At 46.0% G+C, this 16917-nt stretch carries 22 protein-coding genes; 17 read left to right on the top strand and 5 right to left on the bottom strand.

The window, feature by feature from the left end; genetic code table 11:
- The first annotated feature begins 13 nt into the window (after positions 1 to 13).
- The 16 genes from QVL57_RS02800 (at position 14) to QVL57_RS02725 (ending at position 12463) form a co-directional block, all read left to right on the top strand.
- Entirely contained in the window at positions 14 to 280 is a 267-nt protein-coding gene (locus tag QVL57_RS02800; protein WP_290077344.1) for a hypothetical protein, read from the top strand.
- 7 nt (positions 281 to 287) lie between these two features.
- Complete coding sequence (locus QVL57_RS02795) at positions 288 to 1634, top strand: PBSX family phage terminase large subunit (protein ID WP_290077342.1); 1347 nt, start codon at positions 288 to 290, stop codon at positions 1632 to 1634.
- 15 nt (positions 1635 to 1649) lie between these two features.
- Positions 1650 to 3305 carry a portal protein gene (locus tag QVL57_RS02790; protein ID WP_290077341.1) on the top strand — a complete coding sequence of 552 codons (1656 nt, stop codon included), beginning with the start codon at positions 1650 to 1652 and terminating at the stop codon, positions 3303 to 3305.
- Between the two features lie 166 nt (positions 3306 to 3471).
- The gene (locus tag QVL57_RS02785; protein WP_290077339.1) at positions 3472 to 4605 is read left to right on the top strand and encodes a N4-gp56 family major capsid protein; all 1134 of its coding nucleotides are present in this window, start codon (positions 3472 to 3474) and stop codon (positions 4603 to 4605) included.
- Between the two features lie 51 nt (positions 4606 to 4656).
- A complete protein-coding gene (locus QVL57_RS02780) occupies positions 4657 to 5196 on the top strand; it encodes a hypothetical protein (RefSeq protein ID WP_290077337.1) in 540 nt (179 codons plus the stop codon).
- A 1-nt stretch (position 5197) separates the two neighbouring features.
- Entirely contained in the window at positions 5198 to 5812 is a 615-nt protein-coding gene (locus QVL57_RS02775) for a hypothetical protein (RefSeq protein ID WP_290077335.1), read from the top strand.
- Between the two features lie 16 nt (positions 5813 to 5828).
- Complete coding sequence (locus QVL57_RS02770) at positions 5829 to 7286, top strand: hypothetical protein (RefSeq protein ID WP_290077334.1); 1458 nt, start codon at positions 5829 to 5831, stop codon at positions 7284 to 7286.
- A gap of 9 nt (positions 7287 to 7295) precedes the next feature.
- The gene (locus QVL57_RS02765) at positions 7296 to 7733 is read left to right on the top strand and encodes a hypothetical protein (protein WP_290077332.1); all 438 of its coding nucleotides are present in this window, start codon (positions 7296 to 7298) and stop codon (positions 7731 to 7733) included.
- A complete protein-coding gene (locus QVL57_RS02760) occupies positions 7726 to 8541 on the top strand; it encodes a tail fiber domain-containing protein (RefSeq protein WP_290077331.1) in 816 nt (271 codons plus the stop codon). Before QVL57_RS02765 ends, QVL57_RS02760 begins: the two co-directional genes overlap by 8 nt.
- 11 nt (positions 8542 to 8552) lie before the next feature.
- A complete protein-coding gene (locus QVL57_RS02755) occupies positions 8553 to 9521 on the top strand; it encodes a phage tail protein (RefSeq protein WP_290077329.1) in 969 nt (322 codons plus the stop codon).
- An 11-nt stretch (positions 9522 to 9532) separates the two neighbouring features.
- A complete protein-coding gene (locus QVL57_RS02750) occupies positions 9533 to 10537 on the top strand; it encodes a tail fiber protein (RefSeq protein ID WP_290077326.1) in 1005 nt (334 codons plus the stop codon).
- Positions 10538 to 10553: 16 nt separating this feature from the next.
- Entirely contained in the window at positions 10554 to 10727 is a 174-nt protein-coding gene (locus QVL57_RS02745) for a hypothetical protein (protein ID WP_290077324.1), read from the top strand.
- 11 nt (positions 10728 to 10738) lie between these two features.
- Positions 10739 to 11422, top strand: coding sequence for a lysozyme (locus QVL57_RS02740; RefSeq protein ID WP_290077322.1), 684 nt, complete (start codon positions 10739 to 10741; stop codon positions 11420 to 11422).
- Positions 11410 to 11697 (top strand): hypothetical protein, encoded by a 288-nt coding sequence (locus tag QVL57_RS02735; RefSeq protein WP_290077320.1) that lies wholly within the window; start codon positions 11410 to 11412, stop codon positions 11695 to 11697. Before QVL57_RS02740 ends, QVL57_RS02735 begins: the two co-directional genes overlap by 13 nt.
- An 18-nt stretch (positions 11698 to 11715) precedes the next feature.
- Positions 11716 to 12105: a hypothetical protein gene (locus tag QVL57_RS02730; RefSeq protein WP_290077318.1), complete on the top strand. Its 390-nt coding sequence runs from the start codon at positions 11716 to 11718 to the stop codon at positions 12103 to 12105.
- A complete protein-coding gene (locus tag QVL57_RS02725; RefSeq protein ID WP_290077316.1) occupies positions 12095 to 12463 on the top strand; it encodes a helix-turn-helix domain-containing protein in 369 nt (122 codons plus the stop codon). The genes QVL57_RS02730 and QVL57_RS02725 overlap by 11 nt, the downstream gene beginning before the upstream one ends.
- Positions 12464 to 12467: 4 nt before the next feature.
- On the opposite strand, the gene QVL57_RS02720 is transcribed toward QVL57_RS02725, so the two are convergent.
- The 5 genes from QVL57_RS02720 to QVL57_RS02700 form a co-directional block, all read right to left on the bottom strand.
- Positions 12468 to 13181 carry an outer membrane beta-barrel protein gene (locus QVL57_RS02720; RefSeq protein ID WP_290077315.1) on the bottom strand — a complete coding sequence of 238 codons (714 nt, stop codon included), beginning with the start codon at positions 13179 to 13181 and terminating at the stop codon, positions 12468 to 12470.
- 14 nt (positions 13182 to 13195) lie between these two features.
- Complete coding sequence (locus tag QVL57_RS02715) at positions 13196 to 13933, bottom strand: outer membrane beta-barrel protein (RefSeq protein ID WP_290077313.1); 738 nt, start codon at positions 13931 to 13933, stop codon at positions 13196 to 13198.
- Positions 13934 to 13947: 14 nt separating this feature from the next.
- Positions 13948 to 14718: an outer membrane beta-barrel protein gene (locus QVL57_RS02710; protein ID WP_290077311.1), complete on the bottom strand. Its 771-nt coding sequence runs from the start codon at positions 14716 to 14718 to the stop codon at positions 13948 to 13950.
- 81 nt (positions 14719 to 14799) lie between these two features.
- Positions 14800 to 15531 (bottom strand): outer membrane beta-barrel protein, encoded by a 732-nt coding sequence (locus QVL57_RS02705; RefSeq protein ID WP_290077307.1) that lies wholly within the window; start codon positions 15529 to 15531, stop codon positions 14800 to 14802.
- Between the two features lie 14 nt (positions 15532 to 15545).
- Entirely contained in the window at positions 15546 to 16259 is a 714-nt protein-coding gene (locus tag QVL57_RS02700; RefSeq protein ID WP_290077306.1) for an outer membrane beta-barrel protein, read from the bottom strand.
- A gap of 108 nt (positions 16260 to 16367) precedes the next feature.
- Between QVL57_RS02700 and def the strand changes: the two genes are divergently transcribed.
- A complete protein-coding gene (def, locus tag QVL57_RS02695; RefSeq protein ID WP_290077305.1) occupies positions 16368 to 16913 on the top strand; it encodes a peptide deformylase in 546 nt (181 codons plus the stop codon).
- Positions 16914 to 16917: the final 4 nt, after the last annotated feature.

Here is a 16917-nt window from a genome sequence, read left to right as displayed (position 1 = left end):
ATTACGGTGTTTAATGGCTAGAAAGACGCAAAAACAGCTAGATTTTGCGCGACTGCGCAAATCTGTAGGCAAGGCCGCTGCGCTTGCCGGCGAAGAATTTGGTGAAGAAGGCTTGGTTTCTTATCTGCAACATCAAGCATTAAAAAAACCCAATGCCTTTATGGCATTATTGCTAAAAGTAGCTTTGCCAGAGTCAGAAGAATTGGCAAAAGAAGCTAGCACTATCACTAGAATCGAGCTTGTTGCCTCAGCGCCTAAAGAGCAGGAAGAGGGCGAGTAAATTCACAATGAAAGCAAATAAAATACAGAAAAATGAAGCAGTGCAAATAGAGCTGCCAGCAAAGCTGGTAGAGCTATTTAGCGGACCAGCGAGGTATCGTGCTGCTTTTGGCGGGCGTGGCTCTGGCAAAACGCGTTCTTTCGCTATTATGTCTGTGCTGCGAGCTTATCAGCTAAGCAAGGCGGGTAAAAAGGGGCTGATAGTTTGTGCCCGTGAATATATGAATTCGCTTAGTGATTCATTGCGGGCAGAAATTCGCGGGGTTATTGAAAATCGCCCTTGGCTACAAGCGCATTTTGATATTGGCGAGCGGCATATAAGAACAAAAGATGGGGCCATAGCTTTTAATTTCATTGGGCTTAATCGCAATTTGAGCTCTATAAAATCTATGGCTAATATTCATATTTTTTGGGTAGATGAAGCAGAAACGGTAAGCGAAGAAGCTTTTATGCAAATAATACCCACCGTGCGCGAGGAAGATTCTGAAATTTGGCTAAGCTGGAATCCGCAATCTTCGCATAGTGCGGTGCATAAGCGATTTAGAGAAATTGGTGCTGCCGACCCCATGCTGCGGTTGGCGCAGATTAATTGGCGCGATAATCCCTGGTTTCCAAAAATATTGAATAATGAAAGATTGCGCGATAAAAAACTACGCCCGCAATATTACCAGCATATTTGGGAGGGCGCTTTTCAAACCGCTTTCGAAGGGGCGTATTTTGCTAGCTCTATTACTACAGCTTATGAAGAGCAGCGGATTGGTGCTATTGCTGCGGACCCGCTAATGATGTATCGCAGTTTTTGGGATATTGGCGGTAGCGGCTCAAAAGCCGACGCTACGGCAATTTGGATTGCCCAATTTATCAATGGTGAAATAAGAGTATTAGACTATTACGAAGCACAGGGGCAGCCGCTGTCTGCGCATGTTAATTGGCTGCGCGCCAAGGGCTATGGCAATGCGTTAGTAATTCTGCCGCATGATGGCCGTACTTTTGACCGCGTGTATAATGTTAGCTTCGAAAGTGCGCTGAGCCAAGCTGGCTTTGCCGTAGAGATAGTGCCGAATCAGGGAGCTGGCGCAGCAATGGCGCGGATAGAGGCAGTAAGGCGGCTATTTGGCAATATTTGGTTTAATGAAGCAACAACAAAATTAGGCCTAGAGGCGCTGCAATGGTATCACGAAAAGCGTGATGCCGAGCGTGGTATTGGGCTAGGCCCAGAGCATGACTGGTCGAGCCATGCTGCTGATGCTTTTGGTCTGATGTGTATAAATTTTGAGCCCGGCTCGGCACTGCGCCGAACAAAGCGGGCAGCTTATAGCGCTAGCGATGTGGCGTCTAGTTGGATGAGCGAATAGTTAAAAGGGAAAAATATGATTGAAGAAGACAAGCAAGCTTTATTTTTAAAGCTAAAAAGCTGGTATGAGCGAGATATAAAATGGGCGCTGGCCTGGCGGCAAAAAGCGCGCGAAGATTATGAGTTTTATAATGGTGAGCAATGGAGTGCTGAAGATCGCCTGGTTTTGCAGCGAAATCGCCGCCCGGTAATGACTTTTAACCGTATTGCGCCACTGGTAAATGCGGTGATAGGCGCAGAGATTAATAATCGGCGCCAGGTGCGGTTTATTCCACGTAATTTAGGCGAAGCGAAGGCCGACGATATGCTAACCGGATTGGGGGAGTGGTTTCGCTATACAGCAAATGCGGTAGACGAAGAATCAGAGGCGTTTGCCGATACAGTAATTGCTGGCATGGGCTGGGTAGACACTGGCTTGGATTTTGACAATAGCGCGGATGGTGTGCCGATGATGCAGCGTTTGGACCCTTTTAAAATGGCATGGGACTGCAATGCAACAAAGAGCAATTTAACCGATGCAACTCGCATGTGGTATGTTGACGAAAAGCCGATAGACCAGCTGCGCGAGATGTTTCCAGATATTGACGAGGCGCAGCTAGATGCTGCATGGGCCCGCCGAGCCCCAGGCGCGGCGAAGAGCGGTGATATGGTAACGATAGTTGAGGCGCGTTGGTTTGAATATCAAGAGGCTTTTCAGGCACCAGATATTATCACGGGCGAAAAGCGCGTTTATAGTGCTGAGAAATTGGCAGAGCTGTTGCAGGATTTTCCAAATTTGCCGCATCACAGATTTCGCCAGCGTATCGTTAAACGGGCTTTTTTGGGTGCAGAATTATTGGGCGACCCAGATTCGCCTTTAGTCCCGCATAATCAATTGGGCTGGGAATGTATTACCGGCTATTACAACCGGGCAGAGCGGCAATTTTATGGCTTGGTGCGGCCAACTAAAGACCCGCAACGCTGGGCAAATAAATTCTTTAGCCAAGTTATGCATGTGTTGAATAGTCAAGCCAAGGGGGGGCTTTTGGCAGAGCGCGGCGCTTTTGACGACGACGCCCAGGCCGAAGAAAGCTTTGCCCGGGCCGATCAGATAACTTGGCTGCGCAATGGGGCTTTGTCTGCTACGGCGCCGCGTATTCAGCCCAAGCCAGCTGCACAATTTCCCTCTGGGTTTTTTCAGCTTTTTGAAGAAAGTAAAAATGCTATAATGCAGGTAACCGGTCTGTCGCCAGAATTTATTGGCACCAGAGAAGTGAACCAACCGGGTATTTTAGAAAATCAGCGTCGCCAATCTAGCTTAAATTTATTGGCCTATATTTTTAATAGCTTAAAGAAATATCGCAAAAGACAAGCAATGTTGGTGCTGCATTTATTGCAAAATTATTTAAGCGATGGCCGCATGGTTAGAATTATTGGCGAGGAGAATCAGCAATATGTGCCATTAACGCGTGCAGTTTGTGCACAGCGTGAATATGATGTGATTGTGGATGACGCCCCAACCACAGCGAATGAAAAAGAGCGCACTTTTGCGATATTGCAGCAAATCTTGCCGATGATAGCCCCATATTTAACGCCGCAAATGGGGCTAGAAATGTTGAAATATACGCCATTGCCAGCATCATTGATAGAAAAATGGTCGGCAGAAGCTAGTGTAAATCTACCGCATAAATAAGCCTGGCTCTAGTAGCTTCTGCTCTGGCCAATGCGGGGCTAGAAGCTACAAGGCAAAGGGCATGGCTGGGCTGTGCCTTTTGCCTTCATGTTGTGCTGAGCTGGTAGGCAACATGAAAATTTAAAACGAGCATCACAAAAAATTCAATATTATGGAGAGAGACAGTATGTCTGTAACAAAATTTGCCGTGAATAGCGATTTTGCCGTAAAAACTTGGTCTAAGCAATTGGCTAGTGAGGTTTCTAAAGCAACTGCTATCGCGTCTCTTATCGGTACTGATACAAATAGTATAATACAATTAAAAGAAGAAACAGCCAAAACAGCTGGGGACAAAATTACCTTTGGCCTGCGCAAGCATTTAGTTGGCGCTGGCGTTAGCGAGGGGGCAAAACTAGAGGGGCAAGAAGAAGCGCTTTCTGTGTATAGCGATGCCGTGATGCTAAATGAGCTTGCGCATGCTGTGCTGGTACAGAATGAAGGTACGATAGATGCACAAAGAGTGGCCTTTAACCTGCGAGAAGAAGCAAATGCGGGCTTGGCCGACTGGTATAGCGAACGTTTGTCTATTAGTGCTTTTATTCATTTATGTGGTTATAATGCTGCAAAATTAGATTATGAAGGTACGAGTTTTGACCTAAGCCAAACGCTATATACGGGGTTTAATAAGCCCAGTGCCCCAAGTGCCGGGCGCCTGATTTGCGCTGGCGACAAGGCAACAGAGGCGGAGTTGGTTGAAAAAGACAAATTCGACCTGAGCTTGATAGATAAGGCGGTGGAATGCGCAAAATTGGCAAGCCCGAAAATACGCCCGATAAAAATAGATGGCGAGAATCTCTACGTAATGTATTTGCATCCCACTCAGGTAACGGCATTGCGTACCAATACAAATACAGGGCAATGGTTGGATATTCAAAAATCTGCCTATAATGGCTCGCGTAGTAAAAACCCAATCTTTAACGGTTCGCTAGGCATGTATAATGGCGTGATCCTGCGCGAGGCAGACCATGTTATGCCTGGCATAGCGGCTAATGGTACTGCCCTGCCCAAGGTGCGCCGTGCGGTGCTACTTGGCGCACAAGCTGGGGTTATTGCTTTTGGCAAAAACCGCGGTGGCGAGCGCTATAGCCTACGCGAGGAGCTATTTGACTATGGTCGTGAGCTTGGTGTTGCGGTAAAAACTATTTTTGGCTTTAAGAAAACCGTGTTTAACACACAGGATTTTGCAACCATAGTAGTGTCTAGCTATGCGGCACCTACTTGGAAAACGACCCCCAAAACAGCAGCTAAAAACCCTAAATAATTTTAAACCCTGGGGGGGCCGTGTTGGCCCCCCTTTTTTATAGGAGCTAACATGACGGAAATAGAAGAAACCAACATTTCTGAAACTGCGCCAGAATCAGAAAGCCAGGCTGCTCAGCCGCAGAATGATGCGGATAGCTTATGGCAGAATTTTGAGCATGATGTACAGGAATATAAAAGCAAAGTGCCAGATTTTGCCGAGGCCTTTGGCTATTTATTAGCCCGGCGCGACGCGCAATTGGCAGCCTATGGAGCAATAGACAAAAGGCTTAGCGACCCGGCGGCACGTGCGGCACATCTTGAAAATGAAGCTTTGCAAGTGCTAACCCAAGCTGCACAGGCGGGGGTAAGCCCGGCCGAGTTTATGTATAATATGGCCAAAACCCAAGGCTATGGCCAGGCGGCAAATATGGCCGCGGACTATGAGCAAAAGAGCAAAACTCGCTCGGCTGCAAAAAGCCTAACTCTGAGTGCTGGCGGGGCTGGTGTTTCCCCTATGAATATAGAAAGCTTGGCCGCATTGCCGCAAGAAGAATTCGATGCTTGGTATTGGCAAAACAAGGATGAGTTTAAACGCATTATGGGGCGATAAAATGCAGCAAATAATACTAAAAGCGGAGATATTAAAACCGCTGCAGCAGCAATTGCGCCAAGCTCTAGATGTGGCGGGTGATGAATATGACGCGCCTATTTTGCAGGCGATACAAGAGGCCTTTGGCTTTTGCCGCAAGCTGGTGCCAAATTATGCCGGGTTGGAAACTAGCCTGAATATTGCCATTAAGCCGCTATGCGCCTGGTATGATGTGCCGATTGACAGTATGGCGCAGATTTCTGACGTTGTGCTAAAGCCAGCTGGCTGCGCTTTGCAGGCTTTGCATATAGATGAGTTTTTGGGGCTGCGCCGCGAGCCAGGAAATCGACCCTATTATTATACTTATTTTAGTGGGCAATTGGGCATAAAGCCGCTATTTGCTGGCAATGATATGAGTGTGGTGGTGAATTATGTGGGCTATAGTGCCGAGCAATTTTTTGACCAGGCTTTTGATTTGATAAAAGCGCGGGCTCTATTTGATTTATATCAGAATTTTCTAAATAATCCACAATCTGCCCAGGCTGCCTTGCGCAATTATAGCGAACAGCTGGCCTTGTTTCAAACACAGCAATCACGCAGCTCTGGCTTGGGGCGCATTGTGGCCACCAATTTTTAATGGAAAGGGGTGATTTATGAGTTTTATTCCCATAGCGCCATATTGCCCAGATGATGCTGTTTTAAATTCTGAATGTAGCGAGAATATTTGTAATGTTTTGCTGGGGCTTGATTCTTATACGCCCATGCCTTCGCTAGAGCCGATTAGCCAAGAAATAAAAGGCGAGATTTACGGCTCATTGGCGATGCGTGATGCCGAGGGCAAGGTGATTATTTTTGTCGCTACTGGCAGTAAATTATTTATGATGGATAATGGCGAAAATAGCTGGCGCGATATTAGCCGCGAAAGTGGGCCCTATGCTGCTTCTAAGATTGCGCAGTGGAATTTTGCTATTTTTGGCAATTATATCATTGCTGTTAATGCGAATGATAAGCCGCAGATTTTTGAAATTGGGCGCTCTACCAAATTTCGCGATATGGCTGGCAACCCACCACGCGCTGGCTTGGTAAAGATTTGGGGCGATTTTGTGTGTTTAATGCAGCTGCCCGACCATCCAAATCGTGTGCATTGGAGCGGGTTGAATGACGCAGAATTTTGGAAACCGGGTGAGCGCAATTGCGATTATCAGGATTTTCCTCAAGGTGGGCGGGTGCAAAATAGCTCGGAGGATAGCAATCCGATAATTTTTCTAGAGAGTGCTATTTATTATGGTCAGTTTATTCCCGGTTCCGATATTATTTTCAGCTTTCGCAAATTGCAAGATCGGCAGGGCTTAAAGTTTTATGGTTCGCTTGCCGGGCGTGGGCAAACACTGTTTTATGTTGATGAGGGTGGATTTTTTCAAATCTCCAGCGACGGCACCACAATTCCCATCGGCTATGGCAAGGTAAATAGCAAGATATCTAGCCATTTTAGCAGCGAGGCAACAAATATCAAAGCAGCGATAGACCCATATAATAGCCGTGTATATTGGGCCATAGATTATAGCGGCAGCGGGGTATTTACCGAATTGTTGGTGTATGACTGGATGCAATGTGGCTGGAGCCGTATAGAGCTAGAGCTAAAGGCGCTGATGGCGATTTATAGCATTGGCTATACTTTAGAAGGTCTCGATAAGGTTTCTAAAAGCATTGACGATTTGCCCTATTCGCTTGACGATCCAAAATGGCGGGGTGGGCGGCCAGTACTTGGCGCAATTGACGTTTCTGGGCGCTTGTGCAGCTTTAGCGGGCCAGCAATGGCGGCTACTATTGAAAGCCAGGAATTTAGCGATATGGCTGGTAATTTACAAAAGATGGATTATGTGCGGCCGATTGTTGATAGCGATAATTTTACAATTTCTATTGGCGAGCGCGAAAAAATCACTATGCCGATAAGCTGGGCTTCGGTGCGAAAACCAGCCCGGCATACTGGGCGGGTGCATGTGGCCGCGCGGGCGCGCTATTTGCGCTTTCGCTTGAACATACCAGCAGGCGTTTCCTGGACACATATACGTGGCTTTGAAACACAGATTAATCCTGCAGGAGCTAGATAAGGAAACAAGATGAAATATAAGCTATATAATTGTAGCAGCTGGAGTTTGGCGCGATTATTACGGTATAAAGAGCAGCTGAGCCAAGCTATGGAAAAGCTAGCCCGGCGCTTTCCGGGTGATATAGCTGTGCTAGATATTTTGCAGGACATTACCAGCGGTCGCCATGAAATGTGGCTGATTCTAGACGAGCAAGAAGAGTTTATTGCTTTTTTAACCACCGAGCTTAAGCTAACTTTAGAAGGTAAAAAGCGGCTGAATCTGTGCCAGCTTGGCGGCAGGGGCGGCACGGTGCTAGCACAATTTTTGCCGCAATTAGAACAATATGGACGCGACCATGGTGCAAGTGAAATCTGCCCCGTGGGCCGCATTGGCTGGCTACGTGTTTTGGGCCAGCTTGGCTATAAGCCAGAGATTTTAAAATATAGAAAGGACTTAACGCATGGGTAGTCATGTTTTTGGCAAAAATTCGCATACGCAACAAACGAGTACTAGCCAATATAGCCCACCAGATTGGGCCCGTGGGTTGTTTGAGCGCTTTGCCAGTGATGCTAGTAATTTATATAATAATGGCCAGGGCGGACATGCTTATACTGGGCAGCGCGTGGCAGATTTGAGCGATATGAGCAAAAATGCTATGAATAATCTAGCTGCAATTGGTGGCCAATTTAATAATCCTTATTTGAGTAGTATTCTTTCTGGCGCAACATCGTCGCAGAATAATCTTAGCGATTTGGCTAGCGGTAAATATATCGGACATAATAGCAATTTTCAAACAGCCTTGAATAATGGTTTGAATGACGCTGCCACCACTATAAATTCGCAAATGAGCGGTGCTGGCCGGTATGGCTCGGGTGCAAATAACGCTGTTTTGGCCAACAGATTGGGCACAATTGCCTCTAGCGCCAATGCCCTGCAATATAATCAAGATATTGCCAATATGATGAATGCAAATGGACAAATTGACCGGGCGCGGCTTGGCCAGCTGAATGGCGCGGCGAATATGCTGGGTGCACAGAGCAACAATGCGGCTGCGCAGTTGCATGGCGGGGCGATGCTAGATAAAAACGCGCAGGATAAATTAAATAGCAATTGGCAATCTTGGCTCGACAAGGATAATGAGGGCTGGAATCGGTTGCAATTGTTAAAAGATGCGATGAATTCTGCCGCGGGGCGCTATGGCAGCGGCAGTGCGCAGCGCAGTGTTAGCGGCGGGCAAGGCTGGGGCAGTATTTTTAGCAAATTGCTTGGCAAATAGGCAGGTAAAACATGAGTTCGATTTATGAATGGTCCCTGAATGCCGACGCTAATGGCAATAGCGATGATATAATAAATTGGCAAGAAGGCCAGCCGCCAAGCTCGGTTAATGATTCGGCACGTGCTATGATGCGGCGTATAGCAGAATATTTGGGCGATTTAAGCGGTACAGCAAATGTGCAAGGCAATGGTGATGAGCTGAGCATAAATGCCAGCTCGCCCATTAGCAAATATAAGGACGGTTTGCGTATTTATTATAAGCAAAACATTACCAATAGTAAAAATCTGCAGATACAGCTTGGTAATCTAGGGTTAAAGCCGGTATTTCAATCTGGTGCTACTGGTCTTATCCCAACTCCGGCTGGGGCTTGCCAGGCCGGGTGTATTTACGAGATTATTTACAGTAGCGCTTTGCAGCCTTCTGGCGGGTGGTTTTTAACCAACCCCACGCGTTTGTCGAAGCCTGCTAAAATGCCAGCTGGTAGTATTGCTTGTTTTAGCGCTCTTACGCTGAAATCTTTGGAATGGTTATTATGTGACGGTTCTGAGTTGCGCAAGATTGAATATAAGCAGCTATATGCGGCGATTGGCGATGTTTGGGGCGCTACAAAAAAGGGGCCGGACTTTTTTAAAATACCAGATTTGCGCGGGGTATTTTTGCGCGGCTTTGATTCGGGTCGCGGGCTAGATGCCAAGCGCGAATTTGCGTCATATCAAGAAGATGCGAATAAAGAGCATACGCATAAAATTATTTGTGAAGAAGCCGGGGAGCATACGCACAGAGTGCTAGGGCCTGGCGGCAATGTGCGCAATTCGCTGTATCCGCAGCAGTCGGCCGAGGGGCCCTCTACTTATTATAAGCCGGATATTCCAGCAATTGAGCCAGCGGGCAAGCATAAGCACAATATAGTTTGCGAAGATGACGGCGCTAGTGAGGCCCGGCCAAAGAATTATGCGCTGCATTATATGATAAAAACCTAAGGTAGGGCTAAATGTCTAACATATATGAATGGTCGCAAGAAGCGGCCAGCAATGCCAATGTTGATGAGGCTATAAAATGGGAGCTTGGCCAGCCAGCTAAGCTTACCAATGATTCGGCCCGGGCCATGATGCAGCGTTTTGCTGAATATTTGGTGGATTTGGCGCCAAAGCTTAGCACGGCCCACGCCCAAGCCACTGCCGAGCCAGTTTATTGCATCAAGAGTTGCTCGCCAATTGTTAGATTGCGCGAGGGCATGCGATTTTACCTAATTCCGCATTGTGACTCAAAGGGTGCGGATAAATTGGCTGTTAATGCCGAAAAAGCAGTGCAGATTTATAAATTTAGCACGGTAAAGCAAGAGGTAACGGCGTTAGAAGCTGGTGATTTGACCAAGGGCAACTGTTACGAGCTGCTTTATGCTGTGCAATTGCATGTAGATGGCAATGTTATTTCTGGCTGGTTTGTGGCGAATTTATATGGTGAGCTAGCCGGGCAAACGGCGATTAGCGGTACGATTTTGTCTTTTGCTGGGCTCAAGCCACCACAGGGCTGGCTGTTTTGCGATGGCAGCATGCTGGAATCGGCTAAATATCCGCAGCTGTATAAAATTATTGGCCAGAATTATGGCGGTGGTGAGGGCAGTAAATTTGCCTTGCCGGATTTGCGCGGTGTGTTTATTCGTGGTTTTGATTCGGGCAGGGGGCTAGATATTGGCCGGATTTTTGGTAGCTTTCAAGCTGATGAAAACAAGGCGCATAAGCATAAATTATCGCTGGAGGAAATAGGGCCGCATGGCCATAATCGCTTAGTAGAATGGAGCGAAGAAGGCAAGCCAGCCAAGCCAGTGCACAAGGATTTTCCTAAAATGTTTAATGATGATGAAGGATTGTATAGAGGTCCCGATGAGCTAGAAGTTACCGGTAAACATACGCATAAGATTACAACGGTAAAGCAGGGCGCTAGCGCTGGCATGCGGCCAAAGAATATTAGTATCAATTATATTATTAAAATATGAGGCAAAGATGGCAATAATGGATCAAGACCCCGCGGCTTTTGGCGCGGTGCAGGATATAGCAAAGATTCGCCTGATGGTGTATCAGCATGGCGAAATTGCCCATGTTAGTTTAAGTGCGGTGTTGGAGCAGGTGAATGAAACGCTAGCAGATTTAGCCATTCGCATCGCGGTTTTAGAAAAAAATAAATAGAGGAAGTTGCAATGAATCAGCAAAGAATCAGCAATGGCGGATTAATACAATTAATGAGTTTAGAGGGTTGTAAGCTGCAGAGTTATCGTGATTCAGCAGGTATATTAACTATAGGTTATGGGCACACCAGTTCATCTGGCCAACCGCAGGTTGTAGAAGGAATGCGCATCAACCAACAGCAGGCAGAAGAGATCCTGCGCCGAGATGTACGCCAATATGAAGCTTTAGTAAATCGCTTAGTTCAGGTACCGCTAAATATTAGTCAATTCGCGGCCATGGTTATTTTTAGTTATAATGTTGGTGCGCAGAATTTTGAGAAATCTAGTTTGCTGCAAAAGCTAAATCAAGGCCAATATGAGCAAGTGCCGATTGAGCTAATGAAATGGGTGCATGTGCGTGGTGTTGTATGCCCGGGCTTGGTGCATCGTCGTTCGAAAGAGGCGGCCTTGTGGCACAAATCCAACTATACTAGCCGTAAATACAGCAATTCAGTTTTGGTAGATGCTGGCGATTTTGCGCATAAGGGGCGCGCTGGGTTGCGGGCGCTAGTACCGCTTACTGGTATTGTAGCGGCTGTGGCTAATATGGTGGCTAGCTCGCCTGTGTTGCAATTTGTGCTGGGGGTTTTTATTCTGCTCAGCGCTGGCTCTGGCTTGTATTACTATCACAAATATTATCAAAAATGCGCTTTGTAGGCTTGGCGAGTTTTGGCAGTTTTATCTTGCTGGTGGCTGCTTTTGCCGGGGGATTTTTTTATAGCAAGCAGCGCGTGGAGCTTCACGCGCTTGCAAAGCAGATTTATTTTTATCGAAATAAGGAAAGGTTAGAAAGTGAAATTAAAACCATGTCTGACTATCAGCTTTGCCTTGCTCTTGGCGGGTTGCGCACAGCATGTAAGCCCTTGCGCAAGCATAACAAGCCTAATGCCAACGCTACCAAGCCCGCACTATCCGGCTTTGCTTGTGGCTAGAGAGCGTGATTTAAGCCAATGGCTAGTTTTATACAAGCGGCTAAGGCACAAGCAGGCGAGGCTTTGATGAACGAGCTAGCCAGTAAGAACATAGTTGGCAATTATAATTATTTTACGATAACTATGGCGGCTTTTTTTGGCGTTTTTGTACGTCAGATCTATGTTAAAAAGGGAAATATAATGCAGCGTATTTTAGAATATATCGCTGGGGCGCTTTGCTCTATTTATGGCGCGGAGCTATCTTCGCATATTTTATATCGGCTTTTATTGTATTATAATGTTGTGCCAAAGAGTGAGCTTATGCCACAAAGCTTGCTTTCGCTAAGTGCTTTTTTGTGCGGTATGTTTGGGCTTAGCCTGTGCGAGCTGGGTTTTGCCTATATTTTTCGGCGCAAAAATGAGCTTTAGGGCAACAAGATGGGCGCTAGCGCAAGAGACAGGCCAGAGCACGGCCAAGCTTGTACTAGCGCTTTTGGCAGATTATGCGGATGACACAGAGTTTACAGCTTATCCGTGCCAGGCAACATTGGCCAGGCGCGCGCATTGCTCGCGTCGCCAAATTGTGCGTATTTTAAAACAGCTAGAGGCTCGTGGTTTGCTGCGCCGGGTAAAGTCCCGGCAAAGGGCTAGCGATTTATATATCTTGAATCTACAGCCGAATGTTGCTTGCCCACGCAAAGAGAAAACGCATTATTTTGTGGATAACAAGCGGCAAAGCGTGGCTAGTTCTATTGCTGCTGCTACGCTTGCGATTATGGGTGGCTAGATTGCTAGAATTTATATGCTGCGCCTAGGCGAAGCTGGTGTGATTTTATGCCAATATTGTTGGGTTCTTTGGTCCAATTTTCATTGATAAATTCATAACGGTGTTTAATTTTATTTTGGCTAAAGCGATAGTCCGCGCGTAAAAATATATTATTAGCGATGGCATAATCTACACCTGCGCCGATATTCCAACCTATATGATTATCTTGTATTTGATTGCCGCTAATTATGCCTTGATCTGTGCCGCCATATGCAAAGGCGGCACGTGCTATAGATAGCCCCCCGGCGAAATATGGCATAAAGCGCCCCGAGGCAAGCCCCACCCGCAGGCGGGCAGCGGCAAGTGCTGTTTCTTTATAGAGCCAATAGTCATTTTCGCCTGATTCGCTGATTCTTAAGGCGCTTGAGGAATGGAAATCTACATTACCGTCGATACCTAATATAGCATGTTGACCCAAGCGAAAATTATAGCCTGCAAATATACCAGCTAGGGCGGCATTTTCGGGTTTTCCGAGTTCAGCTTTTAGCCCATCTACGGTGTTAGTTTTATCTGTTGAGTAAAAATGACTAAAAGCAGTGCCAGCCTCTATACCAATATAGGGGCCAGCCCAGTTAAAAACAGGTGCTGAAACAGGTCTAGCTTTTATAACATCTGCTGCATTTGCTATAGAGGCGCTGCTGGCTATTGCGATGATTGATAAAAGGGCTGTAAGTTTCATTAATTGCTCCTGGGTTAGAATTTATATGCCGCGCCAATACGAACTTGGTGTGACTTTAGACCAATATTGTTATCATGTTTGGTCCACGAATTGCTGCCATTTAATGTATAAAAGTATTTTATCTTGGTTTTGGCAAAGCGATAATCAGCACGCAAGAACAGCTTAGGTGATATAGCATAGTCGATACCTGCCCCAATATTCCAACCTATATAATTATTAAGCAGTTTGTTGCTGCTTTTTATGCCATTTGGGGTGGGGCCTGTTGTGCGGCTAGCACGCAGTGCCGAAAATCCGCCAGCGATATAGGGCATTAACCTGCCTTGCGCATAGCCTAGGCGAATACGTGCTGCTGCTAACGCTTTTTCGCTGTATAACTCATAGCTGTCTGGTGTAGTGGTATCATCTATATCATAGCCCGGTATGATTGTTAGCGCTTGGGAATTATGAAAATCTACATTACCGTCGATACCTAATATAGCATGTTGACCCAAGCGAAAATTATAGCCTGCAAATATACCAGCTAGGGCGGCATTTTCGGGTTTTCCGAGTTCAGCTTTTAGCCCATCTACGGTGTTAGTTTTATCTGTTGAGTAAAAATGACTAAAAGCAGTGCCAGCCTCTATACCAATATAGGGGCCAGCCCAGTTAAAAACAGGTGCTGAAACAGGTCTAGCTTTTATAACATCTGCCGCATTTGCTATAGAGGCGCTGCTGGCTATTGCGACGATTGATAAAAGGGCTGTAAGTTTCATTAATTGCTCCTGGGTTAGAATTTATATGCCGCGCCGATACGAACTTGACGTGTGGTAAATTTACCTTGGTCAGTATTCAGAACTGGCGGACCTGGCGGTGCTACAAAGTAGAACTTATTGTTAAAGGTTTTGCGAATGTTGTATTCAGCACGCAAGACGACATTACGCGCTGTTGCATAATCTATACCTGCCCCAATATTCCAACCATAATAGGTGCAAAACTCTGTATTACCAGCAGTAATGCCATTTTTTGCGTCACCGAATACAGCTCTAGAGCGTGTTATAGAGCCGCCCCCGGCAATATATGGCATAAAACGACCCTGTGCATAGCCTAGGCGCATGCGTGCGGCGGCTGCTCCCATTTTTTCTTGGTATAATTCATAGGCATATCCATCCGGCGCATCGCTACCCGAGGAAGACATGAGGTGAGTTCTGCTTAATTCAGGTGAAAGAAGATTAATGTTTCCCTCTATCCCGAATATAATATGCTGGTGTATTGGAAAATTATAGCCCGCATATATCCCAGCCAAACTTTTCTTGAAAGATGTGGTAAACATCCCGAAATGTCTGCCATAAAAATTAAATTTGTTGGTGCTAGCTCCAACATCAAGCCCGATATAAGGCCCCGCCCAATTAAAAACTGGCGCTGTTGGCGCAACCGCTGCTATCGCCATTTGCTTTACATGGTGAGGCTTATGCTTTGCGATGTCGGCGGCATTTGCGCTGCTAGTGTTGGCAATTATTGCTATAGCTGCGGCGCTAGTTAGAAAAACCTTAAGTTTCATATTATTTTCCTATAAATTTAATTATTGTCAAAGACATATCATAATTCAATCATAATTGCAAACTTAACTGTAAAGCTTGTGCTAGAATTTATACGCGGCGCCTAGGCGAAGTTGCTGCGACCTTACGCCTGTATAATTCGCTTCTTTTTGCCAAATTCCGTTTGTTATGGCATAGGCATTGCTAATTTTGATTTGGCTAAAGCGATAATCAAGCCGTATGAACATATTGCCACAGGCTGCGTAATCGATGCCCGCGCCAAGATTCCAGCCCTTATAATTATGCAAGAGCTGATGGCTGTTGCTGGTTAGCTCTTGTTCTACAAAGCTGTGCCCTGTGCCTGCGCGTAAAATAGATAGGCCACCCGCAATATAGGGCAAGAAGCGACCTTGGGCATAGCCCAGGCGCAGGCGCGCATCGGCTAAACTTTTCTCTTTGTACAAATTATAGCTTGCGATTATAGCGCCGGGGGGTGTAATGAGCTTTAAATTTTCATAGGAGTGAAAATCTATACTGCCATCTATGCCTATTATAGCATGCTGGCCTAAGCGAAAATTGTAGCCAGCATAAGGAATGGCGGATAGTTCATTACCGGGGCTGCCAAAAGTTTCTTTAAGCTGCTGATTCGATGGTTTATTGCTTTCTGCCGTAGAGTAAAAATGGCCAAAGGCCACACCAGTTGCAAGCCCTAGATACGGCCCAGCCCAGTTAAAAACAGGTGCTGAAACAGGTCTAGCTTTTATAACATCTGCCGCATTTGCTATAGAGGCGCTGCTGGCTATTGCGACGATTGATAAAAGGGCTGTAAGTTTCATTAATTGCTTCTGGGTTAGAATTTATAGGCTGCACCGACACGGATTTGATGTGACTTTACGCCTCTATTTGTCGCCGCTGATCTTAGAAAAACATCCGGCTTGTACATATAATATGAGTCGTTAATCAGGGTTGTATTAAAGCGGTAGTCAGCACGTAATAAAAGATTACGCGTTGCGGCATAATCTATACCAGTGCCAAGATTCCAGCCTGTAAAATTATGCATTGCTTTTTCGCCACTATTAATGCCTAGGCGCTGGCTAGCAGCAAAATCGACAGCTCGTAAAACAGACAGGCCCGCAGCGACATAAGGCATAAAGCGCCCTTGGGCTAGGCCAAGGCGAGCGCGAGCAGAAGCTACAGCGGTTTCTTTATAAATCATGTATAATGAGTCGGGAATAATCCTTAAAACCTTTGATGAGTAGCGATCTATATTAGCATCGATACCGAATATAAAATGTTTTGGCAGCTCAAAATTGTAGCCCGCATAAAGCCCTAGCATAGGAACTCTGCTAGGGTGACCCAAGCGCTCTTCTATATTTGCAGTGGAATCTGACTTATGTGTAAAACGACTAATGGGAACGCCTGTTTCAACCCCTATATAGGGGCCAGACCATTTGAACTCTGGCTTGGCCGGCATTACCCTGGCCGCGGCTATATCGGCAGCAGAAGCTGCGGTAATATTAGCAATAAGAATCATCGCGCTGATGATGGATATCTTGGGGCTCATTCAAATTCTCCACTGTAAACTATTAGAAGTGCATAACACATTTGAGCCTGACTTGCAAGCGATTTACTTTTTCGCTATTATTAAATCTTGAGCATTGAAGGAGTAAAAATGGCTGTTCGTAAGTTAATCTATTTGCCGGATAAAAAACTGCGCGAGGTTTCAAAGCCAGTGGGCTTAATTACCAAGGAAATTAAAATATTAGCGCAAGATTTAATAGATACGATGCAATCAAAACAGGGCATTGGCCTGGCCGCTATTCAGGTTGGGGTGCCGCTACGCATGTTTGTAATAGACCGCGCCACGGCCGAGGAAGACGCCGCAACCACTCCGCTTGCTCCAGAAGATAATGCCGAGCCATTGGTGGTTATTAACCCCGAGGTGCTATGGTTTAGCAGCGAAAGTCATGTGTATAACGAAGGTTGCTTGTCTATACCAGATTATTATGCCCAGGTTAAGCGCCCGATTCTTATTTATATGCGCTTTACGACATTAGATGGCACAACAGAGCAGCTGGAGCTGCAAGGGTTGCTTTCTACTTGCGCGCAGCATGAGATTGACCATTTGGACGGTATTTTATTTCTGGATCATCTAACCAAAATCAAGCGTGATAGAATGGTTAGTAAATTTACCAAAAATGCAGAATTTTCAGATTAGGTTT

The organism is Bartonella sp. TP, from assembly GCF_030406085.1.
Lineage (GTDB): Bacteria > Pseudomonadota > Alphaproteobacteria > Rhizobiales > Rhizobiaceae > CALTWN01.
Note: the sequence above shows the minus strand (reverse complement) of the source record. Positions and strands in the feature narration are given on the sequence as shown.